This is a genomic window from Streptomyces sp. NBC_01716 (assembly GCF_036248275.1).
Taxonomy (GTDB): Bacteria; Actinomycetota; Actinomycetes; order Streptomycetales; family Streptomycetaceae; genus Streptomyces.
In genome coordinates this window covers 6,597,236-6,614,516 of sequence record NZ_CP109181.1, presented here as the reverse complement: position 1 = coordinate 6,614,516, position 17,281 = coordinate 6,597,236, and the positions used below count along the sequence as shown (strand labels likewise).

General features: G+C 70.9%; 17 protein-coding genes. 8 read left to right on the top strand and 9 right to left on the bottom strand.

Translation table 11 applies throughout. From position 1 onward, the window contains the following. The first annotated feature begins 43 nt into the window (after positions 1-43). From thiS to OIE74_RS29140, 4 genes are all read left to right on the top strand, one after another. Entirely contained in the window at positions 44-244 is a 201-nt protein-coding gene (thiS, locus tag OIE74_RS29155; protein ID WP_329392484.1) for a sulfur carrier protein ThiS, read from the top strand. A gap of 5 nt (positions 245-249) precedes the next feature. After that, positions 250-1,044, top strand: coding sequence for a thiazole synthase (locus OIE74_RS29150; protein WP_329388831.1), 795 nt, complete (start codon positions 250-252; stop codon positions 1,042-1,044). 166 nt (positions 1,045-1,210) lie between these two features. Further along, the gene (locus OIE74_RS29145; RefSeq protein ID WP_329388829.1) at positions 1,211-3,385 is read left to right on the top strand and encodes a Stk1 family PASTA domain-containing Ser/Thr kinase; all 2,175 of its coding nucleotides are present in this window, start codon (positions 1,211-1,213) and stop codon (positions 3,383-3,385) included. Positions 3,386-3,388: 3 nt separating this feature from the next. Further along, entirely contained in the window at positions 3,389-4,264 is an 876-nt protein-coding gene (locus OIE74_RS29140) for a deoxyribonuclease IV (protein ID WP_329388827.1), read from the top strand. Between the two features lie 16 nt (positions 4,265-4,280). Here OIE74_RS29140 and OIE74_RS29135 read toward each other — a convergent pair whose 3' ends face one another. Next, on the bottom strand, positions 4,281-4,913 hold the full coding sequence (locus OIE74_RS29135) for a sulfite oxidase-like oxidoreductase (protein WP_329388825.1): 633 nt from the start codon (positions 4,911-4,913) through the stop codon (positions 4,281-4,283). Positions 4,914-5,064: 151 nt separating this feature from the next. On the opposite strand from OIE74_RS29135, the gene bfr reads away from it, so the two are divergent. Further along, on the top strand, positions 5,065-5,544 hold the full coding sequence (gene bfr / locus OIE74_RS29130) for a bacterioferritin (protein WP_329388823.1): 480 nt from the start codon (positions 5,065-5,067) through the stop codon (positions 5,542-5,544). Between the two features lie 15 nt (positions 5,545-5,559). Here the strand turns inward: bfr and OIE74_RS29125 are convergent, their stop codons facing one another. Both OIE74_RS29125 and OIE74_RS29120 read right to left on the bottom strand, forming a co-directional pair. Then, on the bottom strand, positions 5,560-5,859 hold the full coding sequence (locus OIE74_RS29125; protein WP_329388820.1) for a (2Fe-2S)-binding protein: 300 nt from the start codon (positions 5,857-5,859) through the stop codon (positions 5,560-5,562). A 190-nt stretch (positions 5,860-6,049) separates the two neighbouring features. Next, positions 6,050-7,405, bottom strand: coding sequence for a class II 3-deoxy-7-phosphoheptulonate synthase (locus OIE74_RS29120; RefSeq protein WP_329388818.1), 1,356 nt, complete (start codon positions 7,403-7,405; stop codon positions 6,050-6,052). 289 nt (positions 7,406-7,694) lie between these two features. Between OIE74_RS29120 and OIE74_RS29115 the strand changes: the two genes are divergently transcribed. Beyond that, entirely contained in the window at positions 7,695-9,680 is a 1,986-nt protein-coding gene (locus OIE74_RS29115) for an anthranilate synthase family protein (RefSeq protein ID WP_329388816.1), read from the top strand. A gap of 73 nt (positions 9,681-9,753) precedes the next feature. Here the strand turns inward: OIE74_RS29115 and OIE74_RS29110 are convergent, their stop codons facing one another. From OIE74_RS29110 to OIE74_RS29095, 4 genes are all read right to left on the bottom strand, one after another. After that, positions 9,754-10,782 (bottom strand): 6-phosphofructokinase, encoded by a 1,029-nt coding sequence (locus OIE74_RS29110; protein WP_329388814.1) that lies wholly within the window; start codon positions 10,780-10,782, stop codon positions 9,754-9,756. Between the two features lie 156 nt (positions 10,783-10,938). Continuing rightward, positions 10,939-11,583, bottom strand: a complete 645-nt coding sequence (locus OIE74_RS29105; RefSeq protein WP_329392483.1) for a response regulator transcription factor — start codon at positions 11,581-11,583, stop codon at positions 10,939-10,941. A 74-nt stretch (positions 11,584-11,657) separates the two neighbouring features. Further along, a complete protein-coding gene (macS, locus tag OIE74_RS29100; RefSeq protein ID WP_329388812.1) occupies positions 11,658-12,902 on the bottom strand; it encodes a MacS family sensor histidine kinase in 1,245 nt (414 codons plus the stop codon). A gap of 35 nt (positions 12,903-12,937) precedes the next feature. Further along, positions 12,938-13,681, bottom strand: coding sequence for a lysophospholipid acyltransferase family protein (locus OIE74_RS29095; RefSeq protein WP_329388810.1), 744 nt, complete (start codon positions 13,679-13,681; stop codon positions 12,938-12,940). Between the two features lie 145 nt (positions 13,682-13,826). On the opposite strand from OIE74_RS29095, the gene OIE74_RS29090 reads away from it, so the two are divergent. Both OIE74_RS29090 and OIE74_RS29085 read left to right on the top strand, forming a co-directional pair. After that, positions 13,827-14,606 carry an alpha/beta hydrolase gene (locus OIE74_RS29090; protein WP_329388808.1) on the top strand — a complete coding sequence of 260 codons (780 nt, stop codon included), beginning with the start codon at positions 13,827-13,829 and terminating at the stop codon, positions 14,604-14,606. Further along, positions 14,599-15,351: a hypothetical protein gene (locus tag OIE74_RS29085; protein ID WP_329388806.1), complete on the top strand. Its 753-nt coding sequence runs from the start codon at positions 14,599-14,601 to the stop codon at positions 15,349-15,351. Before OIE74_RS29090 ends, OIE74_RS29085 begins: the two co-directional genes overlap by 8 nt. A gap of 79 nt (positions 15,352-15,430) precedes the next feature. On the opposite strand, the gene OIE74_RS29080 is transcribed toward OIE74_RS29085, so the two are convergent. Together OIE74_RS29080 and OIE74_RS29075 are read right to left on the bottom strand one after the other, a co-directional pair. Further along, positions 15,431-16,177, bottom strand: coding sequence for an endonuclease/exonuclease/phosphatase family protein (locus OIE74_RS29080; RefSeq protein WP_329388804.1), 747 nt, complete (start codon positions 16,175-16,177; stop codon positions 15,431-15,433). A 143-nt stretch (positions 16,178-16,320) separates the two neighbouring features. Further along, on the bottom strand, positions 16,321-17,262 hold the full coding sequence (locus OIE74_RS29075) for an ROK family glucokinase (RefSeq protein WP_329388802.1): 942 nt from the start codon (positions 17,260-17,262) through the stop codon (positions 16,321-16,323). Positions 17,263-17,281: the final 19 nt, after the last annotated feature.

The following is a 17,281-nucleotide window of genomic DNA, read 5'->3' as shown; positions in this document are numbered from 1 at the left end:
TCCGCACGCGAACCCGCCCACGAACCCGCCCGCGGACTCCTCCGTGACCGTCTCGGTGAACGGCGAGACCCGCGTCCTCACCGGCCCCGTCACCCTCGACGTCCTCGTCGCGACCCTCACCCCCGCCCCGTCCGGCGTCGCCGCCGCGCTCAACGAGACCGTCGTCCCGCGCGGGCGCTGGTCGGCCACCACCCTGTCCGACGGCGACCGCGTCGAAGTCCTCACCGCTGTCCAGGGAGGCTGAACCAGATGTCCGACGACAGGCTCGTCATCGGCGGCACCGCACTCAACTCCCGGCTCATCATGGGGACGGGCGGCGCGCCCAGCCTCGACGTACTGGAAAGGTCCCTGACCGCCTCCGGCACCGAGCTCACCACCGTCGCCATGCGCAGGCTCGACCCGACCGTGCAGGGCTCCGTCCTGTCGGTGCTCGACCGGCTCGGCATCCGGGTGCTCCCGAACACAGCCGGCTGCTTCACCGCGGGCGAGGCGGTCCTCACGGCCCGGCTGGCGCGTGAGGCGCTGGGCACCGGCTGGATCAAGCTCGAAGTGGTCGCCGACGAACGGACGCTGCTGCCCGACCCGATCGAACTGCTCGACGCCGCCGAGACGTTGGTGGACGACGGCTTCACCGTCCTGCCGTACACGAACGACGATCCGGTGCTCGCGAGGAAGCTGGAGGACGTGGGCTGCGCGGCGATCATGCCGCTCGGGTCACCGATCGGATCGGGTCTGGGCATCCGTAACCCGCACAACTTCGAGCTGATCACCGGCCACGCGCGCGTGCCGGTCATCCTGGACGCGGGGGCGGGCACGGCCTCCGACGCGGCGCTCGCCATGGAGCTGGGCTGCGCGGCGGTCATGCTGGCGTCGGCGGTCACACGCGCCCAGGAGCCCGTGCTGATGGCCGAGGCGATGCGGCACGCGGTCGAGGCGGGCCGGCTGGCCCACCGCGCGGGGCGCATCCCGCGCCGGCACTTCGCCGACGCCTCGTCTCCCAAGGAGGGGCTGGCGGTACTGGACCCGGAGCGGCCGGCCTTCTGACCCCCGTTCCGGGAGGGCCGGAGGGCGCCCCGGGGGACGGCGGCCGGAAGGGTGTCGGCCGATTGCCGCGAAGTGGTGTGCGCGCTGTCACAAGACGGCTCCATTGGCGCGTCCGGCCTCACCCGGGGCTGCGGGAGTGTCGGTGGCGGCTCGTAGAATCGGCCGGGTGGATACGACGCTCAAGGACCCTCTTGTCGGGCAGGTGCTCGACGGCCGTTACCGCGTCGACGCGCGCATCGCCGTCGGCGGCATGGCCACGGTCTACCGCGCTGTCGACACCCGGCTCGACCGGGTCCTGGCCCTGAAGGTGATGCACCCCGCTCTGGCGACCGACTCGGTCTTCGTGGAGCGCTTCATCCGCGAGGCCAAGTCCGTGGCGCGGCTGGCGCACCCGAACGTGGTGGGGGTCTTCGACCAGGGCGCCGAGGGCGCGTACGTGTATCTGGCGATGGAGTACGTGGAGGGCTGCACGCTGCGGGACGTCCTGCGCGAGCGCGGCGCCCTCCAGCCGCGTGCCGCCCTCGACATCCTGGAGCCGATGCTGGCCGCGCTGGGCGCCGCGCACCGGGCCGGCTTCATCCACCGGGACATCAAGCCGGAGAACGTCCTGATAGGGGACGACGGCCGGGTGAAGGTCGCCGACTTCGGCCTCGTACGGGCCGTCGGCTCGGTCACCAACACCAGCGGCACGATCCTCGGCACGGTCTCCTATCTCGCCCCCGAGCAGATCGAGTACGGCACCTCCGACACCCGGGTCGACGTGTACGCGTGCGGTGTCGTCCTGCACGAGATGCTGACCGGCGCCAAGCCGCACGGCGGGGACACCCCCGCGCAGGTGCTCTACCTCCATCTGAACGAGGACGTGCCCGCGCCGTCCGCCGCCGTGCCCGGAATGGCGATCGAGCTGGACGAGCTGGTCGCGGCGGCCACCGCCCGCAATCCGGAGATCCGCCCCGAGGACGCGGTGGCGCTTCTCGCGATGACCCGGGAGACACGCGCCGCGCTCGACGACGCGCAGCTGGACGCGATGCCGCCGCAGGCGACGACGTCCACGACCACGTCGGCCGCCGCCGGCACGAAGGCCGGCAAGAGCGGCAAGGGCCGCACGGGCGGCACAAGGGTGGGCGCCGCCTCGGAGCCGTCCCAGGACAGCCACGACAGCGTCGACGGCGGGGCCGGACGCTCGCGGGACGCCTCCCTGGCCCCCTCCGGAGCCGCACCGGCCACCGGTGCGGGTGATGGCCTCGGCGACGGCTCCGACGACCGTACGAGCGTGATTCCGCGCCTTGTCCGCTCCCCGGTGTCGGCCGACGAATCCGGTACGCCCGGCCCGGCCGCCTCCTCGGGAGACGACCAGGTCCGCCGCACCAGCCGGCTCACGCTGCCGCCGCCGGGACCGCCCGCCCCGCCGCGACAGCCTTTCGCGCGCCGCCGGGGCGGCCGGGGCGCGTCCGGACCCCCCAGGGGCGTCGTCGCCATCGTGGTGGCCGCGCTGCTGGTGCTCGGTGTGGGCGTCGGGGTCTGGTACATCAACTCCGGGCAGTTCACCCGTGTCCCCTCCGTCCTCGGACAGACCGAGCAGGTCGCGAAGAAGCGCCTCGCCGACGCCGGTCTGGACGCGAAGGTGGAAATGGACTTCAGCGGGACGTTCGAGCGCGGCACGGTCATGCGCACCGACCCCGAGCCGCGGTCGCGGATACGGGGCAACGGGTCGGTGACCCTCGTCATCTCACGCGGCCCGGAGATCGTGCGGGTCCCGGATCTGGCCGGCAAGTCGCTGGCCGACGCCAAGGACGCCCTCAGGAAGGCCGGGCTCGCGCCCGGCGTCGTCACCCGCTCCTTCGACCAGCAGACCGATCAGGGCGACATCATCCGCACCCAGCCGAAGGCGGGTACGGAGCTGCGGCCCGACGCGGGAGTGGCGCTGGTCGTCAGCAAGGGCAGCCCGGTCCACATGCCCGACGTGACCGGTCAGTCCGAGGAGGAGGCGACCGCCTCGCTGGAGGACGCGGGACTCGACGTGAGGATCGCGGCCGAGCGGGTCAACTCCCCTGAGGACGCTGGGTCGGTGGCCGGGCAGTCCGCGAAGGAGGGCACCAAGCTCGCCCGCGGCGACAGCGTCACGCTGACCATCTCCAAGGGCCCGCGGATGATCGCCGTCCCGGACGTCACCGGGAAGTCTATAGACGCCGCGAAGACGGAGCTGTCGGAGGCGGGCTTCGAGGTGAAGGTCGACCGGAGCTTCCCGTTCCTCGACGACACCGTGGAGAAGCAGTCCGTCGACGGCGGCGAAGAGGCCCCAGAGGGCAGCACCATCACCATCACGACCAAGGGAATCTGAGGCTTGACGCTCCCCGACCGCCCGCGCAATCCCGTAGGCGGCCATGTTCCGGTGGCGGGCGGTCTCGCCCGCGTGGGGCTGGCCTGGGCGCGTGACATCGGCGCCGAGACCGTCCAGGTCTTCGTCGCCAACCCGCGGGGCTGGGCGACACCGCGCGGGAATCCCGCGCAGGACGAACGGTTCCGAGCGGAGTGCGCGGCCGAGGGGCTGTCCGCGTACATCCACGCGCCCTACCTGATCAACTTCGGCTCCCACACGCCGGAGACGGCCGAGAGGTCCGTGGAGTCGCTGCGGCACAGCCTTCGCCGGGGCCGGGAGATCGGCGCGCCGGGCGTCGTCGTGCACACCGGATCGGCGACCGGCGGGCGGACGCGCGAGGTGGCGCTGGCGCAGGTACGGGAGCTGCTGCTGCCGCTTCTCGACGAGCTGACACACGACGACGACCCGTATCTGCTGCTGGAGTCGACCGCGGGGCAGGGCTCCTCGCTCTGTTCGCTGGCCGGGGACTTCGGTCCGTACTTCGCCGCGCTGGACTCGCACCCCAAGCTCGGTGTCTGCCTCGACACGTGCCACATCTTCGCCGCGGGCCACAATCTGGCCGCGCCCGGAGGGACACGCCGGACGCTGGACGAGCTCGTGGAGACGGTGGGTCCCGGGCGGCTGCGGCTGATCCACGCCAACGACTCCAAGGACGTCTGCGGCGCCCTCAAGGACCGGCATGTGAACGTCGGCGCGGGCCATATCGGCGAGGAGCCGTTCCGGGCGCTGTTCTCGCATCCGGCGACCGAGGGCGTTCCGCTGGTGATCGAGACCCCCGGCGGCAAGGAGGGCCACGCGGCGGACGTGGCCCTGCTCAAGAAGCTGCGCGAGCACGGGTAAGGCCCCAGGTCCTGTCCTAGATCTCGGGGCCGTCTCCGGGGACTTCCTGGTAGGAGTAGCGCTGCTCGGACCAGGGGTCGCCGATGTTGTGGTAGCCGCGCTCCTCCCAGAAACCGCGGCGGTCGGCGGTCATGTACTCCACGCCCCGGACCCATTTCGGGCCCTTCCACGCGTAGAGATGCGGGACGACGAGCCGCAGCGGAAATCCGTGCTCGGCGGTGAGGAGTTCGCCGCCTTTGTGGGTGGCGAAGACGGTCCGTTCCGACGCGAAGTCGGCGAGCCGGATATTGGCGCTGTAGCCGTACTCGGCCCAGACCATCACATGGGTCACGGTGGCCGCGGGCGGCGCCAGTTCCAGGATGGTACGGGCGAGTACACCGCCCCATTCGGCCCCGAGCATGCTGAATTTTGTGACGCAATGCAGATCGGCGACGACCGTGGAGAACGGCAGGGCCGAAAACTCCTCGTGATTCCAGCAGCGCTTCTCACCGTCGGCCGTGGCGCCGAAGACCCGGAACTCCCAGCGGTCCGGCTTGAACTTGGGCACGGGCCCGTAATGGGTGACCGGCCAGCCGCGCTGGAGCCGCTGCCCCGGCGGAAGCCCGGACTGCGCGGACTCCCGCTCTTCCCGGCTTTCCGGCTGACCCATGCCTTCCATGGTGACAGACCGCGAAGGGTGGTCATGACCAGGTACCGACCGATTCGGGCAACTACTACTAAGGATGGACTTACTGGACGCTTTTCATGCGTGGTGCAAGGATGCGCGAACTGCCACTCCCCGTGCGGAAGGAGTCTCTGCGATGCAGGGCGACCCCGAGGTCATCGAGTTCCTGAATGAGCAGCTGACCGCCGAATTGACCGCGATCAACCAGTACTTCCTGCACGCGAAAATGCAGGAGAACTTCGGTTGGACGAAGCTCGCGAAGTACACCCGATCCGAGTCGTTCGACGAAATGAGGCACGCGGAGGTTCTGACCGACCGGATTCTCTTCCTGGAGGGTCTGCCGAATTATCAGCGGCTTTTCCATGTACGGGTCGGCCAGACGGTCACCGAGATGTTCAACCTCGACCGGCAGATCGAGATCGAGGCGATCGACCGGCTGCGGCGCGGGATCGAGCTCATGCGGGCCAAGTCCGACATCACGTCCGCGAAGATCTTCGAGTCGATCCTCAAGGACGAGGAGCACCACATCGACTATCTGGAGACCCAGCTTGATCTGGTCGAGAAGCTCGGCGAGCCGCTCTACATCGCCCAGTTGATCGAGCAGCCGGACAGCTGACGGCGTAGCCGCGCGTCAGGCGGCTTCCAGGCCGGCCGAGGTGGCCACAGCCTGTACGGCACCCGACTGCGCGAGCACCGGCCGCACCGGCTGGGAGACCGCCGTCTCCACGATCGCGGGCTCCGCGGCCGTCCCCAGCAGCTCACGGCGCGGGCAGCCGCCGCGCCCGAGGAGCGACTGGATGCTTCGTACGCACGACCCGCAGTCGGTGCCGGCCTTGGAGGCCGACGCGATCTGGCGGGGGGTGCACGCGCCCGCCGCCGCGTGTTCCCGTACCTGCTGCTCGGTGATGCCGAAGCAGGAGCAGATGTACACGCGGTTCACCTCCCGGCGGGGTCGTTGGCTGGCGCCGTCCCCGTTCTGAACGGTGAGGCAAACCTAACCTTACCCCGCCGCCCGGCGTGCGCGACAGACCCCCCTGCATGGGTGGGGCGCGGATCACATCGCGATCCGCGCCCCACTCCTCGTATGTCTCCCGCGTGCCTGCCGCGGCTGCCGTCAGGTCCTACTGCGCCCGGTACATCTCCGCGACCAGGAAGGCCAGATCGAGCGACTGGCTGCGGTTGAGCCGGGGGTCGCAGGCCGTCTCGTACCGCTGGTGAAGGTCGTCGACGAAGATCTCGTCGCCGCCGCCCACACATTCGGTGACGTCCTCGCCGGTCAGCTCGACATGGATGCCGCCCGGGTGCGTGCCGAGGGCCTTGTGGACCTCGAAGAAGCCCTTGACCTCGTCCAGCACGTCGTCGAACCGGCGGGTCTTGTGGCCGGACGCCGCCTCGAAGGTGTTGCCGTGCATCGGGTCGGTCACCCAGGCCACGGTCGCGCCGGACGCGGTGACCTTCTCGACCAGCTCGGGGAGCTTGTCCCTGACCTTGTCGGCGCCCATCCGGACGACGAAGGTCAGCCGGCCGGGCTCGCGCTCGGGGTCGAGCCGGTCGATGTAGCTGAGCGCGTCGTCCACGGTCGTCGTCGGGCCGAGCTTGATGCCGATCGGGTTGGCGATCCGCGAGGCGAACTCGATGTGCGCGCCGTCCAGTTGACGGGTGCGCTCGCCGATCCAGACCATGTGGCCCGAGACGTCGTACAGCTTGCCGGTGCGCGAGTCGACGCGGGTCAGCGCCGACTCGTAGTCGAGGAGCAGCGCCTCGTGCGAGGAGAAGAACTCGACCGTACGGAACTCCGCCGGGTCGGTGCCCGCCGCCTTCATGAAGTTCAGCGCGTTGTCGATCTCCCGGGCGAGCCGCTCGTAACGCTGGCCGGACGGGGACGACTTCACGAAGTCCTGGTTCCAGGCGTGCACCTGGCGCAGGTCCGCGTAGCCACCGGTGGTGAAGGCACGCACCAGGTTGAGCGTCGCGGCGGACGCGTGGTACATCCGCTTCAGGCGCTCGGGGTCCGGGACGCGGGCCTCTTCGGTGAAGGCGAAGCCGTTGACGGAGTCGCCGCGGTAGGTGGGCAGCGTCACGCCGTCACGTGTCTCGGTGGGCTTGGAGCGCGGCTTCGAGTACTGGCCGGCGATCCTGCCCACCTTCACGACCGGCACGGCGGCCGCGTAGGTGAGGACCGCGCCCATCTGGAGCAGGGTCTTGAGCTTGCTGCGGATCTGCTCGGCGGACACGCCGTCGAAGGCCTCCGCGCAGTCGCCGCCCTGGAGCAGGAACGCCTCGCTCTTGGCGACGGCTCCCATCCTGGCGCGGAGCTGGTCGCATTCGCCCGCGAAGACGAGCGGCGGATAGCTTTCGAGCTCCGCGACGGCAGCGCGCAGGGCCTCGGCATCGGGATACTCGGGCTGCTGCGCCGCGGGGAGGTCTCGCCAGGTCGCCTGCACGGCGGGTGCTCGGGTGTCAGCGTTCACGGTCACGCGGACAACATTACGGGGTCCCGGAGGCCGTCCATGTCCTCTCTCAGTGGTTGAGACGTCTCTCCGCGTTCGTTTCACGCGCGGGGGATGTCGGTTATGCTCCGCGACATGTTGGCGCAGCTGAACCAGGCTTGGTGGTGGACCGCACATCCGGCGGTCCGCTGATTCACGCGCTCGACACCGAATCGCAAGGCCGCCCGAGGGGCGGCCTTCCGTGTTTCCCGGCCCGCCGGCCGGCACGGACCGGGAATCGGGGCCGTTCCTCTTCTCCGGAAGGAACCCCACCCGTATGGACATCACTCGCGTTGACGCCATCCGTACAGAGAGCACCGGTACAGACAGCACCGGCGCGGACACCCGCGCGCTCCTGGCCCGGCTCACCGGCGACGGCTGCCCGCCCTTCGCCCTGCTGCGCCGCCGCACACCGGGGCGGGACCACGACACCGTGGAGCTGCTCATCGGCGAGGTGCGCGAGGCGGCGCGGCTGGCCGACATCCCGGCCGAGGACGAGCGCCCCTCGCTCGCCCTGGTGCCGTTCCGGCAGATCCGGGAGCGCGGCTTCGAGGCGCACGACGACGGCACCCCCCTGGCGGTGCTCGTTGCCGACGAAACGCACGAGCTGCCGCTCGCGGAGGTCCTCGCGCACCTGCCCGCGCACCACGTCCAGGTCGAGGACGGCGCCTTCGACGTGGACGACGAGCGGTACGCGGACGTCGTCCGGCGTGTCGTCGAGGACGAGATCGGGCGTGGCGAGGGGGCCAACTTCGTCATCAGGCGGACCTTCGAGGGCCGGATCCCCGGCTTCGGGCGCGCCGACGCGCTCGCGCTCTTCCGGCGGCTGCTGGCCGGTGAGCGGGGCGCGTACTGGACGTATGTGGTGCACACCGGGGACAAGGGCGGCCGGACCCTGGTCGGGGCCAGCCCCGAGGTACATGTGCGGATGAGCGGCGGCACCGTCGTGATGAATCCCATCAGCGGGACGTTCCGCTATCCGCCGCAGGGGCCGACCGCCGAGGCGCTGCTCGACTTCCTCGGCGACCGCAAGGAGACCGACGAGCTGTCCATGGTCGTCGACGAGGAACTCAAGATGATGTGCACCGTGGGTGACATGGGCGGGGTGGTGATCGGCCCCCGGCTCAAGGAGATGGCTCATCTCGCGCACACGGAGTACGAGTTGCGCGGGCGGTCCTCGCTCGATGTGCGTGATGTCCTGCGGGAGACGATGTTCGCCGCGACCGTCACGGGATCGCCGGTGCAGAACGCCTGCCGCGTCATCGCGCGGTACGAGCCGCAGGGGCGGGACGGCACGGGGCGCGGCTACTACGCGGGCGCGCTGGCCCTCGTGGGGAGGGACGCGGGCGGGGCGCAGACCCTCGACTCGCCGATCCTGATCCGGACGGCCGACATCGGCGCCGACGGCGGGCTGCGCGTGCCGGTCGGGGCCACGCTCGTACGGCACTCCGACCCGGCCGGCGAGGTCGCCGAGACCCATGCCAAGGCGGCGGGGGTGCTGACGGCGCTGGGCGTGCACCCGGGGCGGCCGGACGGCTCCTCCGTACGGAAGGCGCTCGCGGACGACCCGCGCGTGCGGGCGGCGCTGGACTCGCGGCGCGCGCAACTGGCGCCGTTCTGGCTGAAGATGCGGGAGCGGTCGGCGTCGCTGACGGGGCACGCGCTGGTCGTCGACAGCGAGGACACCTTCACGTCGATGCTCGCGCACCTGCTGCGGTCGGCCGGTCTGGAGGTGACCGTACGGCGGTACGACGAACCCGGCTTCAGTACGGAGGCGGCGCTCGCGCACCGGGGGCCCGTGGTGCTCGGCCCGGGGCCGGGAGACCCGTCGGACGCCGCCGGTCCCCGGATGCGTACGCTGCGCGCGCTGACCGCCGCGCTGCTGCGCGAGCACCGGCACGGGCTGCTGGGTGTCTGCCTCGGCAACGAGCTGATCGCGGCGGAGCTGGGGCTCAGGACCGCGCGCAAGCGGCTGCCGTACCAGGGCGCGCAGACCCGGATCGAACTCTTCGGCCGGACGGAGACCGTCGGCTTCTACAACAGCTTCACCGCGCGCTGCGACGACGAGCGGGCGGCGGCGCTGGCGGCGCGCGGCATCGAGGTCAGCAGGGACGGCGCGGGAGAGGTGCACGCGCTGCGCGGACCGGGCTTCGCGGGGGTCCAGTTCCATCCGGAGTCCGTACTGACGCTGCGCGGGCCGGAGATCGTCGGTGATCTCCTCGCCGGCGCGATGCGCGGCAGCGGGGCGGAGCGCCTGCGCTGACCGGCCGGCCGGCGGCTGGCCGTACGTACGCCACCGCGCGTACGTACGGCCATGGCCGGTGATCGGTGACCGGTCAGCCGAAGAAGACGCCGACTTCTTTGTAAAGCTCCGGCTGGACCGTCTTGAGTTCCGCTATCGCCTCCGAGATCGGGACGCGCACGATGTCCGTGCCGCGCAGGGCGACCATCTTGCCGAAGTCGCCGTCCTTCACGGCCTCGATCGCGTGCAGCCCGAAACGCGTGGCCAGCCACCGGTCGAACGCGCTGGGCGTACCACCGCGCTGCACATGCCCGAGGACCGTGGTCCGCGCCTCCTTGCCGGTGCGCTTCTCGATCTCCTTGGCGAGCCACTCGCCGACACCCGACAGCCGGACATGGCCGAAGGAGTCCAGCGTCCCGTCCTTGAGAATCACCTCGCCGTCCTTGGGCATCGCGCCCTCGGCGATGACCACTATGGGCGCGTAGGAGGCCTTGAAACGGGAGGTCACCCAGGCGCAGACCTGGTCGATGTCGAAGCGCTGTTCCGGGATGAGGATGACGTTCGCGCCGCCCGCGAGACCCGAGTGCAGGGCGATCCAGCCCGCGTGCCGCCCCATCACCTCGCAGACGAGGACGCGCATGTGCGACTCGGCGGTGGTGTGGAGGCGGTCGATGGCCTCGGTCGCGATGCCGACCGCCGTGTCGAATCCGAAGGTGTAGTCGGTGGCCGAGAGGTCGTTGTCAATGGTCTTCGGCACGCCGACACAGGGCACGTCGTGTTCGTCGGAGAGCTGGGCCGCCACGCCCAGGGTGTCCTCGCCGCCGATCACGATGAGCGCGTCGACCCCGCCGTCCGCGAGGTTCTCCTTGATCCGGCGGATGCCGTCGGCCGCCTTGAGTGGATTGGTGCGTGAGGATCCGAGGATGGTGCCACCGCGGGGCAGGATGCCCCGCACGGTGGGGATGTCGAGCCGTACGGTGTCGCCTTCCAGCGGTCCGCGCCAGCCGTCCCGGAAGCCGGTGAACTCGTACCCGTACTCCTGGACGCCTTTGCGTACGATGCCTCGAATGACCGCGTTGAGCCCTGGGCAGTCGCCGCCCCCGGTCAATACTCCGACCCGCATGGAAACACTTCCCTTCGCCGTCGGTGACGCACCTGAGCCACGCCTGAGTGACACAGGTCACCCCGGCATGGTGCGCAGGGTCATTTCCGTAACACCAGAGGGCGGTGAGGGGCGGTTGCCGATCGGCGGTGGTGCGCACGGCGCGCCGGCGGCGCGTCACACGTCGTCGAGGCCGCGCTCGATCGCGTACCGCACCAGCTCCACGCGGTTGTGCAGCTGGAGCTTGCCGAGGGTGTTCTGTACGTGGTTCTGCACCGTGCGGTGCGAGATGACCAGGCGCTCGGCGATCTGCTTGTACGAGAGCCCCTTGGCGACCAGGCGCAGCACCTCGGTCTCGCGGTCGGTCAGTTGGGGCGCCTTGGGCTCGTCGGACGCGGCGGGGGCGGGCTCCGAGGCGAGCCTGCGGTACTCGCCGAGGACCAGTCCGGCGAGTCCGGGAGTGAAGACCGGGTCGCCGACGGCGGTGCGCCGTACGGCGTCCGTCAGCTCGGCCGTGCTGGCCGACTTCAGCAGATAGCCGGTGGCGCCGGACTTCACCGCTTCGAGTACGTCGGCGTGCTCGCCGCTCGCCGAGAGGACCAGGACCCGCAGGCCGGGCTGGGAGCCGACCAGTTCCTTGCAGACCTGGACACCGGGCATGCCGGGCAGGTTGAGGTCGAGGACGATCACGTCGGGGGTGGTGGCCGTCGCGCGGCGCACCGCCTGAGGGCCGTCGCCGGCCGTCGCCACCACGTCGAAGCCGGCCTCGGTGAGGTCGCGGGCGACGGCGTCGCGCCACATGGGGTGGTCGTCGACCACCATCACGCGCGTCGGTCCTGCCACGGCGCCGTCCGCGCCGCCGCCCTCGCCGCGCTCGTTCTTCTCCGTCTGCTCGCTCATCGCTCCGCCTTCCCCCGTGGAACCTTCAACTCGACTTCCGTGCCCTGGCCGGGAACCGAGATCAGCTCGGCCGTACCGCCCAACTCCCGCAGCCGCCCCCGGATCGAGAGCGCGACACCGAGACGTCCCTCCCCCTCCGCCTGGGCGAGACGCCCCTCCGGGATACCCGGGCCGTCGTCCCTGACGGTCACGACCACCTCGTCCGGTGAGTCCTCGACCAGGATCCAGGACCGCGCGCCGTCGCCCGCGTGCTGACGGACATTGTCCAGGGCGGCGTTGACGGCCGCGGCCAGTTCCCTGGCCGCCGCGGGCCGGAGCAGGACGGGAGCACCCGGCTCGGCGAGTGTCACCGCCGAGCCGGAGAACGGCGCCAGCAGCGTACGCAGATCCCACAACTCGGCCCCGTCGGGGCCGCAGTCGTCCCCGGGTCCCCGCCCCTCCGCGCCGTACTCCGCGTCGTCGACGTGACGCACCACCGCGCCCAGCGAGGCGTCCTCGGAGGCGCGCGTGGGGGGCACGAGGCCGCTGGAGACCAGGGTGCGCAGGGCGACCTCCTGCTCCCCGGCCATCCGGCCCAGCTCCGCCGCCTCGCCCCCGAGCGCGGTGCCGCGCCGCTGCACCATGGCCAGGACCTGGAGCACGCTGTCGTGGATGTCGCGCGCCAGCCGCTCGCGTTCGCGGGTCGCCGCCTCGATCTCCAGGGCGCGCGCCAGGGTGCGTTCGGAGGCGCGGGCGACCTCCACGATGTAGCCGATCGCGATGGACGCGACCCAGACGAGCAGCACGTTGTGCAGGGTGTCCCGGCTGGGGTTGCCGCGCCCGACCAGGTTGGCGACGGCGACCAGCGAGGAGGCGAAGGCCGCCCAGCGCCAGCCGCCCTTGACAGCGAAGGCGAGGACGGCGCCTGCGGTCCATATGCTCGGCAGGGTGGGGCCGTCCTCGTGCCGGGCCTGCACGTCGACGACCGAGGTGAGCAGGACGCCGGCGAGCGCGATGGTGAGGTCGACGCCGAGGAAGCGCTTGGTGCAGCTGACGGCGTTGGCCACCTTGGGCAGCGTGGCGACCGTCCAGACGACGAGGAGGGCGAGGTAGCCGGCGGCGAGCCAGGGGCGCTCGAACTTGTCGCGCGCGAAGGCGGCGATCAGGACGGCGTAGACCATGGTCAGCAGGCGGTACGCGGTGAGCGCGCGCCACAGCGGCTGCTCGACCGACATCCGTACGACCCGTTCGCGTCCGGCCATGTGTTTCCCCAACCCCCCGGTCCCGTCCGTCCCGCCTACCCCGGCTGCTCCGTCTTCCCGGGCTTGAGCGGTTTCGCCGTCTTCGCCGCCTTCGCCTCTTCGGCGATCTTGCGCTTGGCGGCCGTCGCGTAGATGTCGACGTACTCCTGACCGGACAGCTTCATGATCTCGTACATGACTTCGTCGGTCAGCGAACGCAGGATGAAACGGTCGTTCTCCATGCCTTGATACCGGCTGAAGTCCAGCGGTCGCCCGATCCTGATGCCCGGCCGCATCAGCTTCGGCATCACCGTGCCCGGCGGCTGGATCTTCTCCGTGTCGATCATGGCGACCGGGATCACGGGCGCGCCGGAGGCGAGCGCCACGCGCGCCAGGCCGCCCGGCTTGCCCCGGTAGAGCCGTCCGTCGGGCGACCTGGTGCCCTCGGGGTAGATACCGAAGAGTTCACCGCTCCGCAGGACCGCTATGCCGCTCTTGATGGCCGCCTCGCCCGCGCCGCGCGCGCCGGAGCGGTCCACCGGCAGCTGACCGACGCCCTTGAAGAACGCGGCCGTGAGCCGGCCCTTCACGCCCGGCGATGTGAAGTACTCCGCCTTGGCGATGAAGGTCACCTTCCGGCTCAGGACCGCGGGAAGGAAGAAGGAGTCGGAGAACGAGAGATGGTTGCTGGCGAGGATCGCGGGCCCGTCATCGGGGATGTGCTCGATGCCCTCCACCCAAGGTCTGAACGCAAGCTTGAGCGGCCCTCCGATGGAGAACTTCATCGCGCGGTAGATCAACTCGGGTGCCTCCTGTGTGCTGTCGACGCACCTTAACCCGCGGGGGACGCGGTGGTTCCGTCCCGGGGCGCCGACGGCTCTGGTCGGTGTCGGTCCGGTCGCGTACGGTGAAGTACCACTTCGAGACTGACGAACAGGAGACCCTGTGCCGGTCCTTCCTGGAGCCGAGCCGTACCGCCACGAGGGCGGAGCTGTCGGCGTCCTCCTCTGCCATGGATTCACCGGTTCCCCGCAGTCGCTGCGCCCCTGGGCCGAGTATCTGGCCGCCCGGGATCTCACGGTGTCGCTGCCGCTGCTCCCCGGGCACGGCACGCGCTGGGAGGACATGCAGATCACCGGCTGGCAGGACTGGTACGCGGAGGTGGACCGCGCGCTGCGGGAGATCGCCGAGCGGTGCGAGCAGGTCTTCGTCTTCGGTCTCTCCATGGGCGGGACGCTGGCGCTGCGCCTCGCCGCCAAGCACGGGCACGCCGTCACCGGCGTCGCGGTCGTCAACCCGGGGAACAAGGTGCACGGCCTTTCGGCGTACGCCCTGCCGGTCGCCCGTCACCTCGTCCGGACGACAAAGGGTCTGCGCAGCGACATCGCGCTGCCGGGCAGCGAGGAGATCGGTTACGACCGGGTGCCGCTGCACTCCGCGCACTCCCTGCGGAACTTCTTCCGGCTGGTGGACGGTGAGCTGCCCCAGGTCACCCAGCCGCTGCTGCTGATGCGCAGCCCCCAGGACCATGTCGTGCCCCCGGCCGACTCGGCCAGGATCCTCGGCCGGGTCTCGTCGACGGACATCCGTGAAGTCATTCTGGAACAGAGCTACCACGTGGCGACGTTGGACCACGATGCGGAGCGGATTTTCGAGGAGAGCCACGCGTTCATCGGCCGACTCGCTCCGATCGTCGGGAAGAAGGGGAGCACAACCGGTGGCTGAGCATGACGCGGACCGTGAGCCGCAGCCGATCGACGAGGACGCCGCGTGGGCGGCGATCGTCGCGGGTTACGGCGAGGAGCCGGCCGATCCGCCGGGTGCCAAGCCCTTCAAGTCGGTCGAGGATCTGGCGCTGCTGGAGAGCGACCGGAACAGCTCCGAGCCGGCACCGCCCAAGGACAAGGGGTCCGGGACCACGAAGGCGGACCTCGGGCCGGTGAACCGGTCGGAAGCGGGACCGGAGACGAGGCCGGAGGCAGGGTCGGGCACCGGTCCGGGCGCCGGTCCGGGCGCCGCCGACGCCGAATCCGCCGTGGCGCCGACGCCCGAGCGCCGGCCGGACACCGAGACCGGCGATCCGGTCAAACCGAGCAAGTTCGACAAGCCGGACAAGCCCTCGCTCGGCGGCTCGATCGTCTTCGCGCCCGGCGTCGCCGGCGGGGGGCCGCGCGACTACTCGGTGGCGGAGCCCGGCGAGGACGACCTCGACGACAGCGACGAGGGCCATTTCGTACCGCCGGAGCCGCCGCCGCTGCCGGAGGCCGACGTCACGGCCAAGTTCGCCTGGCTCGCGGTGATCGGCGGCCCGGTGCTCATGCTCCTCGCGGTGCTGTTGCAGTGGGAGATGACCTGGTGGCTGACGACGGTCTGTATCGGCGGCTTCCTGGGCGGTTTCGTCACGCTGGTGGCGCGGATGCAGCAGGACGACGAGGAGAACGACGATCCGGGCCGCGGCGCGGTCGTCTGAACAAGGAGCCCTGAAGGGCGTGGGCCTGATGCCCCGTCGGATCTGAGGCGAGGTCAGGACCCTTGCCCGGAGGCGGCGTTCAGGACGCGGGCACGCGCAGGGCGGCCAGCACCGGAAGGTGATCCGTGGCCGCCCGCAGGTCGCTCTCCGCGATGCCCGGCAGCCCCAACGGCACTCCGCAGCCCAGCACTTCGACGCCCTCGGTCGCGAAGACCGCGTCGATACGCTGACGCGGATCGGCGGGCGTCGAGGTGTACTCGCTCCCCCAGGGCTTGACCGCCCAGCAGTCCTGGAGTTCCTTGGCGATCCGCCGGAACGAACGCCCCTGGGGCCGGTCGTTGAGGTCGCCGGCCACCACCGCGTGCGGCACGTCCATCGCCCCGACGCGGTCGAGCAGCATCCCGGCCTGGGCGAGGCGTTCGTCCGCCTGGAGGCTCAGATGGCAGCTGAGCAGCCCGATACGGGCGCCGCCGATCCGTACGACGGCCGTGGCGAAGCCGCGCCGGTGCAGCCCCGGCGTGAGCGGCAGCAGTACGTCCTGCGTACGCTCCACCGTGGCGCGCAGCGAGCACAGCAGCAGAGGTCCCGCGGCCGTACCGCCGCCACTGAGGACGACGAGATCCGTCCGGGCCGCCAGCCACGCGGCGCGCTTGCGCCAGCGGAAGAAGCGCGGCGCCTCCTGGACGAAGACCAGATCGGGCTCGCAGGCGCGGATCACCCGGGCCAGCGCATCGCAGTCGTCGCGCATGGAGCGGACGTTGTAGCTGAGCACACGGATCACGGCCGAACCATCAGGCTCGGTACGGGAGTCGGGCAGCGAAATCATGGGGACGGGTCCACCCTGTCCACTCACCGGAATTGTCACCGGACCACGATAGGCCAACGCCCGCCGCACCCCCGAGGGGCACGGCGGGCGTGATCATCCCGATTGCCTGGCCCGTACGTGATTCCGTACGGGACCGGTACGGCTCAGCCCTGGCGGGCCAGGTCCGCGGCCCCCACCAGCCCGGCCTTGCCGCCCAGTTGGGCGGCGAGGACCTGCGCGTGCGGGCGCCACTGCCCGCCGATCAGCCAGCGGCGGAAGGACTTGCGGATCGGGTCGAGGACCAGTTCGCCCTCGTCCGACACGCCACCGCCGACGATGAAAGCCGACGGGTCGAAGAGCGAGGCCAGGTCGGCCAGGCCCGCACCGGCCCAACGGGCCAGCTCCCGGAAGGAGTCGACGGCCACCGGGTCGCCCTCGCGGGCGGCGGCGCTGACGTGCTTGCCCTCGATGCCGTCGGGTGTGCCGTCGCCGAGACGCAGCAATATCTCCGCGTTCTCGGGGGTGGCGTTGGCGCGTTGCTTCGCGTATCTGACGAGGGCGCGCCCCGACGCGTACTGCTCCCAGCAGCCCTGGCTGCCGCAGCCGCAGAGCAACCCGTCGGGCACGACCCGGATATGGCCGAATTCCGCCGCCACACCGAAGCGTCCCCGGCGCAGTTTGTTGCCGATGATGATGCCGCCGCCCAGCCCGGTGCCGAGCGTGATGCAGATGACGTCGTCGTGGCCCTGTCCGGCCCCGAACTTGTACTCGCCCCAGGCCGCCGCGTTCGCGTCGTTCTCCACCACGACCTGCATACCGACCCGCTGCTCGACCTTGTCCTTGAGCGGTTCGTGACGCCAGTCGATGTTCGGCGCGAACAGAACGGTGGCGCGCTTGTCGTCCACGTAACCGGCGGCGCCGATGCCGACGGCCTCGATGTCGTGTCCCTTGCCGGCCCCGGACACCGCCGCGCAGATCGCGTCGACGATGCCTTCGGCGGTCGGCGGGGTGGGCACCTGATGCGTATCGAGAATCGTGCCCTCTTCGTCGACCACGCCCGCCGCGATCTTCGTGCCGCCGATGTCGACGCCGATGGTGAGTCCCATGTGTCCCTCAGTTTTCGGT